At 67.8% G+C, this 13,910-nt stretch carries 16 protein-coding genes; 8 read left to right on the forward strand and 8 right to left on the reverse strand.

Features of this window, described 5'->3' with window-relative positions; translation table 11 throughout:
- Positions 1-251: 251 nt before the first annotated feature.
- The 3 genes from BGO20_RS14445 to thrS form a co-directional block, all read right to left on the reverse strand.
- Positions 252-869 (reverse strand): GDYXXLXY domain-containing protein, encoded by a 618-nt coding sequence (locus BGO20_RS14445; RefSeq protein ID WP_291664949.1) that lies wholly within the window; start codon positions 867-869, stop codon positions 252-254.
- On the reverse strand, positions 866-2,155 hold the full coding sequence (locus BGO20_RS14450) for a DUF2157 domain-containing protein (protein ID WP_291664948.1): 1,290 nt from the start codon (positions 2,153-2,155) through the stop codon (positions 866-868). Before BGO20_RS14450 ends, BGO20_RS14445 begins: the two co-directional genes overlap by 4 nt.
- Positions 2,156-2,251: 96 nt before the next feature.
- Entirely contained in the window at positions 2,252-4,249 is a 1,998-nt protein-coding gene (thrS, locus tag BGO20_RS14455) for a threonine--tRNA ligase (RefSeq protein WP_291664946.1), read from the reverse strand.
- 242 nt (positions 4,250-4,491) lie between these two features.
- Between thrS and BGO20_RS14460 the strand changes: the two genes are divergently transcribed.
- Positions 4,492-4,722 carry a hypothetical protein gene (locus BGO20_RS14460; RefSeq protein ID WP_291664944.1) on the forward strand — a complete coding sequence of 77 codons (231 nt, stop codon included), beginning with the start codon at positions 4,492-4,494 and terminating at the stop codon, positions 4,720-4,722.
- On the opposite strand, the gene yidD is transcribed toward BGO20_RS14460, so the two are convergent.
- Positions 4,688-5,041: a membrane protein insertion efficiency factor YidD gene (yidD, locus tag BGO20_RS14465; RefSeq protein ID WP_291664994.1), complete on the reverse strand. Its 354-nt coding sequence runs from the start codon at positions 5,039-5,041 to the stop codon at positions 4,688-4,690. The two genes, BGO20_RS14460 and yidD, sit on opposite strands and share 35 nt — an antisense overlap.
- A gap of 109 nt (positions 5,042-5,150) precedes the next feature.
- Here yidD and BGO20_RS14470 point away from each other — a divergent pair, with 109 nt between their 5' ends.
- A complete protein-coding gene (locus BGO20_RS14470) occupies positions 5,151-5,882 on the forward strand; it encodes a phosphatase PAP2 family protein (RefSeq protein WP_291664942.1) in 732 nt (243 codons plus the stop codon).
- On the opposite strand, the gene BGO20_RS14475 is transcribed toward BGO20_RS14470, so the two are convergent.
- Positions 5,883-6,329 (reverse strand): iron-sulfur cluster assembly scaffold protein, encoded by a 447-nt coding sequence (locus tag BGO20_RS14475; protein ID WP_291664939.1) that lies wholly within the window; start codon positions 6,327-6,329, stop codon positions 5,883-5,885.
- A gap of 187 nt (positions 6,330-6,516) precedes the next feature.
- Between BGO20_RS14475 and folE the strand changes: the two genes are divergently transcribed.
- The 3 genes from folE to BGO20_RS14490 all read left to right on the forward strand — a co-directional run bounded on the left by folE (position 6,517) and on the right by BGO20_RS14490 (position 8,849).
- Complete coding sequence (gene folE / locus BGO20_RS14480; protein ID WP_291664937.1) at positions 6,517-7,161, forward strand: GTP cyclohydrolase I FolE; 645 nt, start codon at positions 6,517-6,519, stop codon at positions 7,159-7,161.
- Between the two features lie 92 nt (positions 7,162-7,253).
- Positions 7,254-7,658 (forward strand): phosphoribosyl-AMP cyclohydrolase, encoded by a 405-nt coding sequence (gene hisI / locus BGO20_RS14485; protein WP_291664936.1) that lies wholly within the window; start codon positions 7,254-7,256, stop codon positions 7,656-7,658.
- A gap of 192 nt (positions 7,659-7,850) precedes the next feature.
- Positions 7,851-8,849 carry a patatin-like phospholipase family protein gene (locus tag BGO20_RS14490; RefSeq protein ID WP_291664935.1) on the forward strand — a complete coding sequence of 333 codons (999 nt, stop codon included), beginning with the start codon at positions 7,851-7,853 and terminating at the stop codon, positions 8,847-8,849.
- Positions 8,850-8,912: 63 nt separating this feature from the next.
- Here the strand turns inward: BGO20_RS14490 and BGO20_RS14495 are convergent, their stop codons facing one another.
- Positions 8,913-9,344, reverse strand: a complete 432-nt coding sequence (locus BGO20_RS14495) for a CBS domain-containing protein (protein ID WP_291664933.1) — start codon at positions 9,342-9,344, stop codon at positions 8,913-8,915.
- Between the two features lie 162 nt (positions 9,345-9,506).
- Positions 9,507-10,319, reverse strand: a complete 813-nt coding sequence (locus BGO20_RS14500) for a rhomboid family intramembrane serine protease (protein ID WP_291664932.1) — start codon at positions 10,317-10,319, stop codon at positions 9,507-9,509.
- Positions 10,320-10,807: 488 nt separating this feature from the next.
- On the opposite strand from BGO20_RS14500, the gene BGO20_RS14505 reads away from it, so the two are divergent.
- From BGO20_RS14505 to BGO20_RS14515, 3 genes are all read left to right on the forward strand, one after another.
- On the forward strand, positions 10,808-11,380 hold the full coding sequence (locus BGO20_RS14505) for a PAS domain-containing protein (protein ID WP_291664931.1): 573 nt from the start codon (positions 10,808-10,810) through the stop codon (positions 11,378-11,380).
- A 103-nt stretch (positions 11,381-11,483) separates the two neighbouring features.
- Positions 11,484-12,098: a PilZ domain-containing protein gene (locus BGO20_RS14510; protein ID WP_291664929.1), complete on the forward strand. Its 615-nt coding sequence runs from the start codon at positions 11,484-11,486 to the stop codon at positions 12,096-12,098.
- 445 nt (positions 12,099-12,543) lie between these two features.
- On the forward strand, positions 12,544-13,176 hold the full coding sequence (locus BGO20_RS14515; protein ID WP_291664928.1) for a transglutaminase-like cysteine peptidase: 633 nt from the start codon (positions 12,544-12,546) through the stop codon (positions 13,174-13,176).
- 175 nt (positions 13,177-13,351) lie between these two features.
- Here BGO20_RS14515 and BGO20_RS14520 read toward each other — a convergent pair whose 3' ends face one another.
- Positions 13,352-13,882 carry a gamma carbonic anhydrase family protein gene (locus BGO20_RS14520; protein ID WP_291664926.1) on the reverse strand — a complete coding sequence of 177 codons (531 nt, stop codon included), beginning with the start codon at positions 13,880-13,882 and terminating at the stop codon, positions 13,352-13,354.
- Between the last annotated feature and the right edge of the window lie 28 nt (positions 13,883-13,910).

Raw genomic sequence — 13,910 nt, forward strand, 5'->3', positions numbered from 1 at the left:
GACGGTCCTTTGGTGGGCTTCGCCGAGCGGAAGGCGCAACGCGCACCCCTCGACACGGGTTCCAGACGGGGGCGGCCGGCGAAGGTCTCCCGCAGGAACCGTTCATCTGCCGTTCATATAACTCGGTCGGTTCGCCGTCACGCGGCGCGAAGTCACAAGCCCGTGTGAGCGGGCCTGCGACGAATCACAGGAACCTCTTTCCTGCGGCTGAAATGTGATCAATTCGTTGCGGCGCCGCCTGGCGCGCAGGCCTAGTAGGGCGGCTCCGCGTAGAGCGGTTTGCCGTCGATCAGCAGGCGCTTGATCGCGGCCTCTCCCGAGGAGGAAACGGCGACGACCACCTCGATGCGGGCCTTGTCGGTCGTCTCGATCGCCCGGCCCTCGCCCTGCGGCACGAAATAGCTCTCGATGCCGTATGCGATGCGCAGCCGCCTGCGGTCGCCCGAGCAATCGAACCGGCCCGCATCGTCGAGGGCGCAGGCGCTGGTCGAGACCACGCGCCCGGCGATCACGACGGCCCCGCCCCCCACTGCGGGCCAGTCGCGCGAAACGCTCGCTGCACGGGCGAAGCCTTCGGCGTCGCGCCCGAGCGTCACATAGACGGTCTCGCCCGTCTTGAATGCGCCAGCCCCGGCTCCGGTGTCGACCACGCTGATCGGATAGCCGAACACGACGTAGTCGCCGCGGAACAGGTCGCGCGGGTCGACGGGCACCGTCCTCAGGCGGATTTCGGTGCCATGGCTCAGGATGCCCGCCCGCTGCTGCACGAGCGCCAGCAGGCCGGCGATCAGGAGCAGCGCGCTCGCGACGGCCCGCCAGAGCGGCGGCACCTTCGCGGCAACGGCGTCGGCGGATACGCTGCGCATCATGACGCCTCCCCTGCCGGACCATTGAGCCGCGCGAACAGCCGCCTCGCCCCCCAGGCCGTGGCGAGCAGTGCCGCTCCGGCGGCAAGGAAGAACAGCGACTGGTCGAGCAGCGTGCCGATGGTCTGCCAGAGCAGGATCAGGATGGCGACGCCGAACAGCACCGAACCCGCGGTGAGAATGCGCCGGATCCCGCCGGCCGCCCCGGCTACCACGAGCGCCGTGGCCGACAGGAGAATGAGGCTCGCCACCGCGATCCGGCCGGGCATGCCGGCGACGCGGTCGCTCCAGAACACAACCGGCACCAGCAGCGCGAGCAGCAGCCCTGCCGTCAGCGGCCAGGCGAAGCGCCGCTCGCGCGCAACCGCGCCGAGCAGCACGCTCAGGGGAACGGCGGCGGCATAGGCATAGAACACGAAGAGGAAGGCGTGCCCCGCCCGCGCTTCATGCGCGTCGAGGATACGGGCCAGCTCGACATTGAGCGCGACCACGAGGCCGATCAGCCCCCAGGGCAGGCAAGCGGTCAGCACGGCCGGCCCGCCGCGCGCGAGCGCCAGAGCGCCCAGCGCGACGAAGCAGACCGCGATGGCGAGACCATAGGCGAGCAGGCCGTAATCGAACGAATGCTGGAGCAAGACCCCGGGCGCCGTGCCGAGCCAGAAGGCAGCCGCGAGCACGGCGAGGTGGTGCACCAGCCTGTTGCCGCGCGAGAGCGCGATCCACAGTGCCGGCAGGTAGAGCGCGAAGAAGCCGTAATGCGTCCGCCCGGCGGCCTCGTCCCACCGTCCACCGCTCCAGGCGCAGAGCGCGACGAAGGCGATCGCCAGCGCGCCGTTCGAGCGCATGAGGAATGCGGCCGCCAGCGACCCGATCGCGAGCAGCATCGCCCCGCCCGGCCAGTCCTCCGGCAGATGATACATCTGTCCGACCAGCGCGAGCCCGGCCCCGAAGATCAGCACGCCACAGGTCGTCGCCGCGTCGGCCCCGCCTTCGGAGCCCGCCTTCTGCAACCGGTAGGCGACGAGGAAGGCCACGGCGATCGCGGCGAGAATCATCGCGAGCTTCACCAGCCGCGGAATCGCCTCCCAATTCGCGGCGACAAAGGCCGCGACTGACGAGGCGATCAGCAGTCCGCCGAACAGCCCGAGCAGGGCCGGCAGGCGAAAGCCGGCGTGCTCGCGCGCGACATCGCGCCGGATCGCGCCGGCGCCGTCGGCCGTCAGCCAGCCCTCATGAACCCAGCGGATCAGATCGGCTTCGAGCCGTTTGCGATAGGAACCGGTCAGCATCGCCCGTATCTGCCATGAGCCGACCGGGTTTTACCAGAGGCAGCCATCACAGCCGCCCTTCTCGCCGAGAGGGAAGAAGGGCGGCGGCGGATGGTGCTAGGCCGCCTTCGATTTTCGGATCCGCGCCAGATCCGGCGCTTGCGCCTCCTGCGTCAGCGCTGCGAGCGCCTCCGAAAGCGGCATCACGGTCTGGGCCTGGCTGCCGAGGCGGCGGACCGTCACGGTCTTCTCCTCGGCCTCGCGCTTGCCGACGGCGAGGATGACCGGGACCTTCGCCAGCGAATGCTCGCGCACCTTGTAGGAGATCTTCTCGTTGCGCAGGTCGGCGCGGGCACGCAGGCCGGCACCCATCAGGGCCATCGTGACCTCTTCGGCATAGCCATCCGCCTCGGAGGTGATCGGCGCGACGATGACCTGTTCAGGCGCCAGCCAGAGCGGAAAATGTCCGGCATGGTGCTCGATCAGGATGCCGGTAAAGCGCTCGAGCGAGCCGCAGATCGCGCGGTGGACCATGACCGGCTGCTTCTTCTCGCCATCGGCGCCGATATAGAAGGCGCCGAACCGCTCCGGCAGGTTGAAGTCGACCTGCGTCGTGCCGCACTGCCAGTCGCGACCGATCGCATCGCGCAGGACATATTCGAATTTCGGCCCGTAGAAGGCGCCCTCGCCCGGATTGATCTCAGTCTTGATCCGGTTGCCGGACTGGGCCGCGATCTTCTCCAGCACGGAAGTCATGACCTGCTCGGCATGGTCCCAGACCGCATCGGAGCCGACACGCTTCTCGGGCCGCGTCGAGAGCTTGATGACGAGGTCGTCAGTGAAGCCGAAATCCTCGTAGACCGAGAGGATCAGGTCATTGATCTTCAGGCATTCGGCCGCGAGCTGCTCTTCGGTGCAGAAGATGTGCGCGTCGTCCTGCGTGAAGCCGCGCACGCGCATCAGCCCGTGCAGCGCGCCGGAGGGCTCGTAGCGATGGACGTTGCCGAATTCGGCAAGCCTGATCGGCAGGTCGCGATAGCTCTTCAGACCGTGCTTGAAGATCTGGACATGGCCCGGGCAGTTCATCGGCTTCAGCGCGAAGACGCGATGGTCGCGCTCGGCATCCTGCGGATTCTCGAAGGCCGCCGCCGATTTCACCGCGAACATGTTGTCCTGGTACCAGCCCCAGTGGCCCGAGGTCTCCCAGAGCGACTTGTCGAGGATCTGCGGCGCGTTCACCTCCTCATAGTCGGCGGCGAGGCGCCGGCGCATATAGGCGATGATCTCCTGGAACAGGCGCCAGCCCTTGGAGTGCCAGAACACGACGCCCGGCCCCTCCTCCTGGAAGTGGAACAGATCCATCTCCCGGCCGAGCTTGCGGTGGTCGCGCTTCTCCGCCTCCTCGATCTGCTTGAGATAGGCGTCGAGCTCTTCCTGCTTGGCGAAGGCGGTGCCGTAGATGCGGGTCAGCATCGCGTTGTTCGAGTCGCCGCGCCAGTAGGCGCCGGCCGTCTTCATCAGCTTGAAGGCGTTGCCGACCTTGCCGACCGAGGTCATGTGCGGGCCGCGGCAGAGGTCGATCCAGTCGCCCTGCGCGTACATCTTCAGCGTCTGGTCGGCGGGGATCGCATCGACCAGCTCGACCTTGTAGGCCTCGCCCTTGGCGGCGAAGAAATCCTTGGCCTTGTCGCGGCTCCAGACTTCCTTGGTGAAGGGTTTGTCGCGCGCGATGATCTCGCGCATCTTCTTCTCGATCGCCGGGAAGTCCTCCGGGGTGAAGGGCTCGTTGCGGGCGAAATCGTAGAAGAAGCCGTTCTCGATCACCGGGCCGATCGTCACCTGCGTGCCGGGAAACAGTTCCTGTACGGCCTCGGCGAGGACGTGGGCGGTGTCGTGCCGGATCAGTTCCAGAGCGCGCGGGTCTTCGCGGTTCAGGAGCTCGATCTTGGCATCCGCAGTGATCGGGTCGGCGAGGTCGACGACGGTGCCGTCGAGCGCCATCGCGACGGTTCGCTTCAGCAGGGAGGGAGAGATGCCCTTGGCGATCTCGACTCCGGTGATGCCGGAGGGGAACTCGCGCTTGGCGCCATCGGGAAATGTCAGGGAGATCGTCATCGATCGTGCTCCTGCTCACTCGGGGATACGGACCCCGTAAGTCAGACCGGCTGCCTGTCGGAAGAGCGCGCGGGCCCGCAGCCGGTTCGGCGCGCGCGAGGCCCCTCGCCTATACGACGATCCCGCACTGCGCAATCGCCGAGAAGCCGACCTTGCCGATTTGTCATGCGGTGGTCAGCGGCCCGCAATCATGCCGCGATCACCCTGGATGCTCCCCTCAGCCGCCTTCGAAGGAACCGCCCGTGATCCGCATCGCACTCGCCACGCTCCTGCTCGCCGCCGCGCTTCCGGCCGCCGCTCAGAACCGGGGCGCGCTGCGCGCCGCCTGCCAGGCCGATTTCGCGAAGAACTGCCCCGGCATCAAGCCCGGCGGCGGCCGCCTGGTCGCCTGCATGCGCGAGAAGCAGGCCTCCTTCTCCGACGGTTGCATCGACGCGCTCAGGACGGCCCGGGCGCAGCGCCAGGGCCGGTAGGCTTGGTCGTTTCGGTGGCCTGCGCCTCCGGATTCAGCGTTCCGCGCCAGCGACCGTAGCGCCAGGGACTGTACCAGCGCGCATCGGCCGGCAATTCCTCGCAGACGATATCGATGCCGCTGGTGCCGTAAGGGTGGCAGCGGCAGATCCGCGCCGCTCCCATCCAGCCGCCGCGCCACAGGCCGAAGCGCTGGATCGCCTCGTCCGTATAGCGCGAGCAGCTCGGCCAATGCCGGCAGTGCCGGCCGACCAGCATCGACAGGCTGAGCTGATAGGCACGGATCGCGACATGCGCGGCCCAGCGCGGCCAGCGATCTATCTTGTGCAACCGCGAACATCTTTGTTTAACAAAGAGACGCTGAAATAAGGCGTCTCCTTCGTTTTGCCGATCCGCCACGTCAACCGCTTTCATCGATCGATTTCATAACATGATGCGCGCCAATCATTTTCGCCATGCCCTGGCCGGTTGCGGCCTTCTCCTCGGCCTGGCCCTCGCCACGAGCGCCGAGGCCCAGCAGCGCCCCTATCTGCTCTGGCTCGACGGCGCCAAGCTCGACATCGCCAAGATCACCGGCCTGCCGCCGGCGCAGAACAGCCCCGAGGCGAAGGCCGAATTCGACGAGGTCCTGCGCATCTCGCAAGCCCGCACGCCCGAGCGCGAGAAGGCCGCCATCGCCGATCAGCGCCAGGGCCTGGTGAATTTCCTCAATGGCATGGACACGCGCTATGTCGACAATACCCATCGCGAGGTCCGCCTGCTCTTTCGCGAGGCGCAGATCGAACTGGCGATCCTGCTCAAGAGCGTCCACCGCCTGACCAGCCGGCCGCGCCCCTTTGCCGTCTGGAACAAGGTGCGCGTCAAGCCGTGCCCCGGCGCCAGGCCCGAGGGCACGTCCTTCCCATCCGCCCACGCCGCGACTGCCGCGCTCTATGCCGAACTGCTCAAGACGGCGGCGCCCGAGGCCGGCGAGAAGCTGGAAGAGCGGGTGAAGAGCTATGACGAGAGCAGGCTGGTCTGCGGCTTCCACTATCCCAGCGACCTCGCAGCAGGCGACAAGGTCGGCCGCGCCGTCGCCAAGGCACTGCTCGCGGACAAGGCCTTCAAGGCCCGTTATGACGAGACGGTCCCGGAGATCCGCCTGGCGCTCGGGGCGAAATAGTCAGGCCGCCGCGCTTTTCCGCTTGGCCTCGATCTGGTCGATGGCGTCGACCACGGCATCGAAGGTCAGCATGGTGGAGGCGTGGCGCGCCTTGTAGTCCCGCACCGGCACGAGCACGGCGAGATCGGCCCATTTGCCTTGCGGCGGTTCGGCGTTCTCCTTCAGGATCGCCCGGGCCTGCTCGCGCACGTCGCGCAGTTCCTGCGCCGTGGAGCCGACGACGTGCCGCGCCATGATCGAGGACGAGGCCTGCCCGAGCGCGCAGGCCTTCACCTCGTGGCCGAAGCCGGTGACGACATCGCCGTCCATGGTGACATCGACTGTCACGGTCGAGCCGCACAGCTTCGAATGCGCCTTGGCGGTCGCGTCGGGCGCAGGCAGCCGGTCCAGAAGCGGGATGTTTGCGGCAAGCGCCAGGATGCGCGTGTTGTAGACGTCGTCCAGCATGGCTCAAGTCTCTCGCCGGTCTGGTATGATCGGCCTCGGGCCACAATATAGGGTTGATCGCCGCAAAACGGGAGGGCATGGGAACCTCTTCCGCCGCGAGGCATCGAACTTGTCGCAACGGCCTCGCTGCAATGGTCGGTTCTGGCCGGAGGGCGGGGCCTTTTATCGTCCCAACGGGAGGCGCCACATGGTCCCTGTGGTTAAGTCCTTGTCCGTCGAGAGGCCCGTCGGCCCCTCCGCCGACAAGTTTCCGGTGCGCAAGCCGACGCAGGAGGAGGCCGAGGCCGCCGTCCGTACCCTGCTTCTCTGGGCCGGGGACGATCCGTCGCGCGAGGGGCTTGCCGAGACGCCGCGACGCGTCGCCAAGGCCTACAAGGAATTCTACAAGGGTTATGCCGAGGATCCCCACCATATCCTCGACCGCGTCTTCGAGGAGGTCGAGGACTACCGGGACATGGTGCTGGTGCGCGACATCCCGTTCTATTCGCATTGCGAGCATCACATGGTGCCCTTCGTCGGCAAGGCGCATATCGGCTACTACCCGTCGAAAGGCGTCGTTGGCCTTTCCAAGCTCGCCCGTATCGTCGACGTCTTCGCGCGCCGCCTGCAGACCCAGGAGACGATGACCGCCCAGATCGCGGATGTGATCGAGGCGGCGCTGGAGCCGCGCGGCGTCGCGATCCTGGTCGAGGCTGAGCACATGTGCATGTCGATGCGCGGCGTACAGAAGCAGGGTTCCTCGACGATGACGACGCAGTACCGCGGCCTGTTCCGCGACGACCCGGCCGAGCAGCTTCGCTTCTTCACGATGGTGAAGTCGCCCGGTCTGTGAGAGCCCGCGTCGATGCCGGCGGCAACCCCGGCGTTTCCGAGCGGGTCTCTCGCCGTTAGAAGGTCCGGGACCTGCATTACCCTGGAGTCGCCATGAGTGTCTTTCCCGCCCCGGCCGACAAGCGCACCCTCGAGGAGGGCACGGTGCTCAGCCCTCGTTTCGACGCGAGCGGCCTCGTCACCTGCGTCACCACCGATGCGGCGAGCGGAGAGCTGCTCATGGTCGCGCATATGAACGCCGAGGCGCTGCGGCGCTCGATCGAGACCGGCGAGGCCTGGTACTGGTCGCGCTCCCGCCAGGAACTCTGGCACAAGGGGGCAACCTCCGGCCAGATTCAGACGATCGTCGAGATGCGCATCGATTGCGATCAGGATGCGGTCTGGCTGAAGGTCGAGGTGGCGGGCGACGGCGGCTGCTGCCACACGGGCCGCCGCTCCTGCTTCTATCGCCGGCAGCCGCTGCGGGCGGAGGGCTCGGCTCCGCTTGTCTTCGCGTGAGCCGCCGGCAGGGCTGCCCTGCTCCGCCGTGCCTTCACCTTTCCGTCAAACGAGGCGGATAGTGCAGAGTGGCATGCCGTTCACGTTTCGCTCATCGCATTGCGGGATTCTGGACCTCTGCGGAGGGACGCATCCATGTTGTGGGACAAAGCCGCGCGACGAGCCGTCGGTCTCGGCGGAGGTGGAAGCACCATGAACGAGATGTCGTCCGCGCCTGAGCTGCCGATGCGGCGCAAGCCGAAGATCGGCCTTGCGCTGGGCGGCGGCGCGGCGCGTGGCTGGGCGCATATCGGCGCGCTCGAAGTCCTGATCGAGGCGGGCTTTGCGCCGGAGGTCATCGCCGGCACCTCGATCGGCGCGGTCGTCGGCGGCTGCTATGCCGCCGGCAAGCTTTCCCAGCTGGCGGAATTCGCGACGGGGCTGACCAAGCGGCGCGTCGTCGGGCTCATGGATTTCCACATCGGCGGAGCCGGACTGATCTCCGGCGGCCGGCTGAAGCGGCTGCTCGAGGACCATCTCGACAACGTCCGGATCGAGGAGCTCGACCAGCGCTTCGTCGCCATCGCCACCGAGCTCGGCTCCGGTCACGAGATCTGGCTGACGCACGGCCCGCTGATCCAGGCCTTGCGCGCTTCCTATGCCCTTCCCGGCATCTTCGACCCGGTCAAGCTCGGCGGCCGCTGGCTGATGGACGGGGCGCTGGTCAACCCCGTGCCGGTCACGGCCGCCCGGGCGCTCGGCGCCGATGTCGTGATCTGCGTCAATCTCAACAACGACCTCGCCGGCCGCGGCACGGTCATCCAGAACTACGCCTCCGATCCCGACCCGGATTCGGAGCAGAACGGCGACGCGACCGATCTGGAGATGCATCGCCCGTCGCCGCGCTGGTTCGATGGCATCAGCGACGCCGCCAAGCGCGTCCGCAACCTCGTCGGCCGGCCGAACGATAACCGGCCTGGCCTTGCCGGCGTCATGATCGACGCCTTCAACATCACCCAGGACCGGATCTCGCGCTCGCGCCTCGCCGGTGACCCGCCGGACGTGATGATCGGCCCGCGGCTCGGCCGAGTCGGCCTGTTCGACTTCCACCGCGCGGAGGAGACGATCGACCTCGGCCGCCAGGCCGCTCACCGCGCCCTCGACGAGATCGCGACGGTCGTCGCCGCCAACCACATCCCTTCGGTCGGCTGAGACCGCGGATCGGAAAGCGGATCGCCGCCCGCTGCCGGAGGGGCGGCGCGGCGATCGCCCTCGTCACGCCATCGCGATGTAGTTGCGCATCGCCTGGCTCTCCGCCTCGATCGCCGCGACGCGATGCTTCACCACGTCGCCGATCGAGACGATGCCGATGACGCGGCCATTCTCGATCACCGGCACATGGCGGAAGCGGCCGGTCGTCATGATCTCCATCAGCTCGTCGACGCTGGTCTGCGCCCGGCACGTCACCACCTTGGCCGTCATCACGCGCGAGACGGCGCTATCCAGCGCAGCGGCTCCCTCTGCACCCAGCGCCCGGATGATGTCCCGTTCGGACAGGATGCCGACCAGCGCGCCATCGGCCCCCATCACCACCACGGCGCCGATCCGCTTCTCGCTCAGGACGCGCACCGCTTCCGCGAGGGTGCGGTGCGGCTGCACCGAAATCACCTCCCGGCCCTTGTCGCTCAGCAACTGCTCGACATTCATCGAACGCTCCTCCTGCCATGGCGCGCCGCCCCGCGGCGCGCGGTTCCGCTGACGCTCCAGGGCTGCCGGCGAACACGCAGTGCCGGACAGGCCCGAGGAGTGCTTCGCAATGCAGGGGAGTGTGAGATAAGACCGCGGCGCAGGCAAGGCGCTCTGCGGCGCTCAGCGGCTTTGCCGGCCGCGATCGAACAGCGGAAACAGCAACAGCCCGACGACGAAGCCGCCGATATGCGCTTCCCAGGCGATACTGGTCTCCTCGCCGAAGATCGGCACGAGGCCAGCGCCGAACAGGATGTTCGTCACGAACCAGATGCCGGTGAACAGCAGGGCTCGGGAGTTGCGCCAGAGCTGCCCGAGCGGCTCGACCGGAATCGCCCGGACGACCGCATCGTCGCCGAGATCGCCGAAGCGCAGCCCCGGCGCGAAGACGAAGCGGATCGCCGCCGCCGTCGCCCCCGAGATGCCGGCCGAGGCGCCGACCAGCGGCAGCACGTCGAGTTCGCGCGACCACCAGTGCAGCAGCGCGCCGCCGATGGTCGCCAGCGCCATGAGGTTGAGGAAGCGGCCGCGGCCGAGGCGGCGCGCCACCGGGCTGCCGAAGGCGGCGAGCCAGAGCCCGTTCGAAGCCAGATGCAGCCAGGAACCGTGCAGGAAGCCGTAGCTCAGCAAGGTCCAGAGCCGGACCCCGCCATCGGCGAGCAGCAATTGCACGAGCTGAAGCCGGTCGCCGACATCCTGGCCGACAGTCGACTGCGCCAGCGCCCCCACCACGTCGTCGAGCCGGCCCGGCGAAAGCCACAGCGTCAGGCGCGCCGGGACGAAGGCGAACCACGACATCACGACATAGTCGTTGTAGTCGGAGAGAAGGCTGCGCCCGGCATGGATCAGCGCCAGCACCGCCAGGAGCTGGACGACCACGGGCGGCAGGTTGAAGGCGGGTTCGCGCGCCGGGGGGCGAGGATCATGGGAGGCCATTGCGCCGCAACATTTGCCGAAGCGGCGGGAGCGCGCAAGATGCCGGAAGGCACCGCCCCCAAGGAGCGGCATGTGGCTGGCCGCAACCGCGGCTCCGGGACGGGCGCGCATCGGCGGGGCGCGCGGCGTTTCAGGCTTTCACTCACGAAAAGGGAGAGAGCGCGAGACCCTCTCCCTTTCCGCCGGCTGTGCCGCCGCCCGGATGTCCGGACGACGTGTCACGCCCCCCTCCAGCCCGCTCGAGGCGACCTGCCGCCGCCCCGAATTCCACGGCATTTGATACGCATTTTAAGCGTCTTCCACAAAAGCAAGACTTCATTAACCCTAACCGGCCCGGCGCCTCCCCCGACTCAGTCGGCAGTGGCAAGACGGCATGACGGGTGCGTCTTCGATCACCTCGGAGAACGATTCGTCTCCCTTTCGGACGGATCTGCGCCATCGCTGGACGCAGGATCGACGACTGGGTCAACCGGCTACATGGGCGCAGGATGAAGAACACGAGCACACGACTGGTCTTCGACTACTGGGACGCCTTGCGCGGCGAACGCTCGGCGCCCGAGCGCGGCGAGATCGAGCCCGGAGCGTTGCGCCATGCGCTGGCGGATACCTTCATCCTCGAGAACGAGCCGATCGGCCCGGTCTTTCGCCTGGCCGGCACGCGGCTCTGCGCCCTGATCGGCCACGAGCTGCGCGGCCGCCCCTTCACCGCCCTCTGGCCGGATGTCGAAGCCCAGGGCGACATGCGCCGCCTTGTCCAGACCGTGATGGACGAGACGGCCGGTGCGGTCGCCGGGCTTTCCGGCGAAAGCAGCACCGGCACGCCGATCTATCTGGAATTGCTGCTGCTGCCGCTGCGCTATCGCGGCCGCACCCATGCGCGGATCCTCGGCGCCCTGTCGCCCGCCCTGTCTCCGGAATGGCTCGGGCTCGACACCGTCGCCAGCATGCGGATGATCTCGCTGCGCATGCTGTGGCCGGCAGCGTCCGCCCGCCCCGCGGCACCCGAGCCCCAGCGCGCGGGCCCGCCGCGCCTCGTCGTCCTGCCCGGCGGCCGGGCCTGAGCCGGCTCGCTACGGGGGCGGCGGCGAGCGGCGAAGCCCGCGTCCTCTAACCCTCCGTTAACCGCACCTGCCTAGGATCGCCCCGAATCCAGGCTGGTCTTTGATGTTGAGCGCGCTCCAAACGCCCCGGGCGGCGGCCGTTCCGGTCGAACGCAGACGGCACCACCGGATGAAGGTGGTGCTGCTGGGCCGTTACATGCTGCCCAACCGGATGGAATACCCCTGCCAGAGCATCGACATCTCGCCGGGCGGGGTCCATCTCGCCGCGCCGGTCAAGGCGGCCCCCGGCGAGCGCGTCATCGCCTATCTCGAACATCTCGGCCGGATCGAAGGCAGCTGCGTGCGGACCACCATGGAAGGGTTCGCCATGACGATCACGGCGACGAGCCGCAAGCGCGAGAAGTTCACCGCCCAGCTCACCTGGCTCGCCAACCGCGAGGAACTCGGCCTGCCGGAAGATCGCCGCCACGAGCGCATCGTCCCGCGCAATCCGCGCTCCCTCCTCTGCCTGAGCGACGGTTCGGAACATCCCGTCCGCATCATCGACATCTCGCTCTCCGGCGCCGCCGTCTCCAGCGATCTCGATCTGCCGATGAACACGCCGGTTCGGCTGGGCAGCACGCCGGCACGGATCGTGCGTCGTTTCGACGGCGGCTATGCGGTCGAATTCCGCTTCCCGCTCTCGGCCGACCTGCTCGACGAGAATCTCGAGCTCTGAAGCGGGCCGGCGCGGCTCCCGTCTCGACCGGCCCGACCTCCAAGTCCGTCTTCCAATGCAGCGCTCGGCCGCTCCCGCTGTCGGGCTGGCGACCAAAACGCCTTTCGCACCGCCATGCCTCTCTCCCCGCATCGTGCCCGGCGAGCAGCCGCGCCCTGCCTGGCGGAATCGAATGTCGGGGAAAAGCTGCGGCGGCGGCTTCGGGGGCCGTCGACTTCTGGTAATGATCCGGTAAGTTAACCGCCTCTTGCCGCCGAACGAAGCATTAATGGTTAATCCTTTGTTCCGCCATTGAAGCAAATCGTTACTTCTCGATTTCAACAAGATTGCCCCTGATATTCACCGCCGCCGTTGCTGGGCGAATTGCATAAATTTGTACGCTTTCACTTCAAGTGAAATCCATCGGCTGAGCAGCATCGTCTCCCCGGGACAGAAAGGGGACGACATGTTTTCTCTTCATCGTACTTTGATCGGCAGCGCTTTTATCGCAGTCATCGGCCTGGCCGGCGCGCCGGCGCTGGCGCAGCCCTCGTCCGGCGTTCCGGTAGCGAGCGCCCCCGCCGTCGCCAACGGCGACGCACGCGCTCCCTATGCCTGGACGGACTTCTGCAAGCGCATGCCGTCGGAATGCCGGGTCGACACACGTGAGCCCGATCACGTCGAACTGACGCCGAAGCTCTGGAAAACCATCGTCGCGATGAACAACCGGATCAATCGCGAGATCGAGCCGATCACCGATCAGGATCATTGGGGCGTGGTCGACCGCTGGGACATCCCCACCGACGGCAAGGGCGATTGCGAGGACTACGTCCTGCTCAAGCGCAAGCGCCTGGCCGAAGCCGGGCTGCCGCGCCGCGCCATGCTGGCGACGGTCGTCATCGACGAGGAGAACGCCGGCCACGCCGTGCTGATGATCCGCACCGACCGCGGCGACTTCGTCCTCGACAACAAGCGCAATGCGATCCTGCCCTGGAGCCAGACCGGTTACGTCTACGTCAAGCGGGAGTCGCAGTACCAGACGGGCTGGACCTCGCTCGGCGGCGCGCAGACGCCGACGGTCGCCTCGGTGCAGCGCTGAAGGAGCGCCCCGGCCGCGCTGCGGCTCGGGCAGGCTGGCGACCGGCTCAAGGGTCAGGTCGCTCACGGGAAAGGCGAGGCTCGGTCACGTCCCCACCCACCCGTCCCCAAGGATCGGGTTTCGCCAGGGCCGGCTTTCCGACGGGAGAGCCGGCCCACTTCTTTCAGGGAAGCGCTCAATCCAGCCGCTTCAGGCCGGCTGCGAACTGCCGCCAGCGCCTTGCATAGCCCGCCGCGGAAGCCGCGATGCCGGCCGCGGCCTTGTCGTCGAGCGTCCGGATGGCCTTGGCCGGAGCGCCGACGATCAGCGAATTGTCGGGGAATTCCCGGCCCTCCGTCACCAGGGCGTTGGCGCCGACCAGGCTGTTGCGGCCGATCCTGGCGCCGTTCAGCACCGTCGCCCCCATGCCGACCAGGCTGTTCTCGCCGATCGTGCACCCGTGCAGGATGGCGCGGTGGCCGATGGTGCAGCGGGCTCCGACGGTCAGCGGGAAGCCCATGTCGGTATGAAAGACGCAGCCTTCCTGGACATTGCTGTCCTCGCCGATCTCGATCCATTCATTGTCGCCGCGCAGCACGGCGCCGAACCAGATTCCGACGCCGGCCGCCAGCCGGACCCGCCCGATCACATGGGCATCGGGCGCCAGCCACCATTGCCCTTCGGCGGGCGTTTCCGGCTTGTCGCCGTCGAGCGAATAGAGCGGCATCGGATCCTCCTGGCCTGAGCTGTCGAGG

This window comes from Allobosea sp. 67-29, assembly GCF_001898115.1.
Lineage (GTDB): Bacteria > Pseudomonadota > Alphaproteobacteria > Rhizobiales > Beijerinckiaceae > Allobosea.

What these genes read in the sequence shown, in the direction of transcription:
- BGO20_RS14500 (WP_291664932.1), bottom strand. Translation starts at nt 10,319, where the DNA reads ATGGCCTCCCATGATCCTCGCCCCCCGGCGCGCGAACCCGCCTTCAAC.
- BGO20_RS14515 (WP_291664928.1), top strand. Translation starts at nt 12,544, where the DNA reads ATGTTTTCTCTTCATCGTACTTTGATCGGCAGCGCTTTTATCGCAGTC.
- hisI (WP_291664936.1), top strand. Translation starts at nt 7,254, where the DNA reads ATGAGTGTCTTTCCCGCCCCGGCCGACAAGCGCACCCTCGAGGAGGGC.
- BGO20_RS14445 (WP_291664949.1), bottom strand. Translation starts at nt 869, where the DNA reads ATGATGCGCAGCGTATCCGCCGACGCCGTTGCCGCGAAGGTGCCGCCG.
- BGO20_RS14495 (WP_291664933.1), bottom strand. Translation starts at nt 9,344, where the DNA reads ATGAATGTCGAGCAGTTGCTGAGCGACAAGGGCCGGGAGGTGATTTCG.
- BGO20_RS14505 (WP_291664931.1), top strand. Translation starts at nt 10,808, where the DNA reads ATGAAGAACACGAGCACACGACTGGTCTTCGACTACTGGGACGCCTTG.
- thrS (WP_291664946.1), bottom strand. Translation starts at nt 4,249, where the DNA reads ATGACGATCTCCCTGACATTTCCCGATGGCGCCAAGCGCGAGTTCCCC.
- BGO20_RS14475 (WP_291664939.1), bottom strand. Translation starts at nt 6,329, where the DNA reads ATGCTGGACGACGTCTACAACACGCGCATCCTGGCGCTTGCCGCAAAC.
- folE (WP_291664937.1), top strand. Translation starts at nt 6,517, where the DNA reads ATGGTCCCTGTGGTTAAGTCCTTGTCCGTCGAGAGGCCCGTCGGCCCC.
- BGO20_RS14520 (WP_291664926.1), bottom strand. Translation starts at nt 13,882, where the DNA reads ATGCCGCTCTATTCGCTCGACGGCGACAAGCCGGAAACGCCCGCCGAA.
- BGO20_RS14510 (WP_291664929.1), top strand. Translation starts at nt 11,484, where the DNA reads ATGTTGAGCGCGCTCCAAACGCCCCGGGCGGCGGCCGTTCCGGTCGAA.
- BGO20_RS14490 (WP_291664935.1), top strand. Translation starts at nt 7,851, where the DNA reads ATGAACGAGATGTCGTCCGCGCCTGAGCTGCCGATGCGGCGCAAGCCG.
- BGO20_RS14450 (WP_291664948.1), bottom strand. Translation starts at nt 2,155, where the DNA reads ATGCTGACCGGTTCCTATCGCAAACGGCTCGAAGCCGATCTGATCCGC.
- BGO20_RS14470 (WP_291664942.1), top strand. Translation starts at nt 5,151, where the DNA reads ATGATGCGCGCCAATCATTTTCGCCATGCCCTGGCCGGTTGCGGCCTT.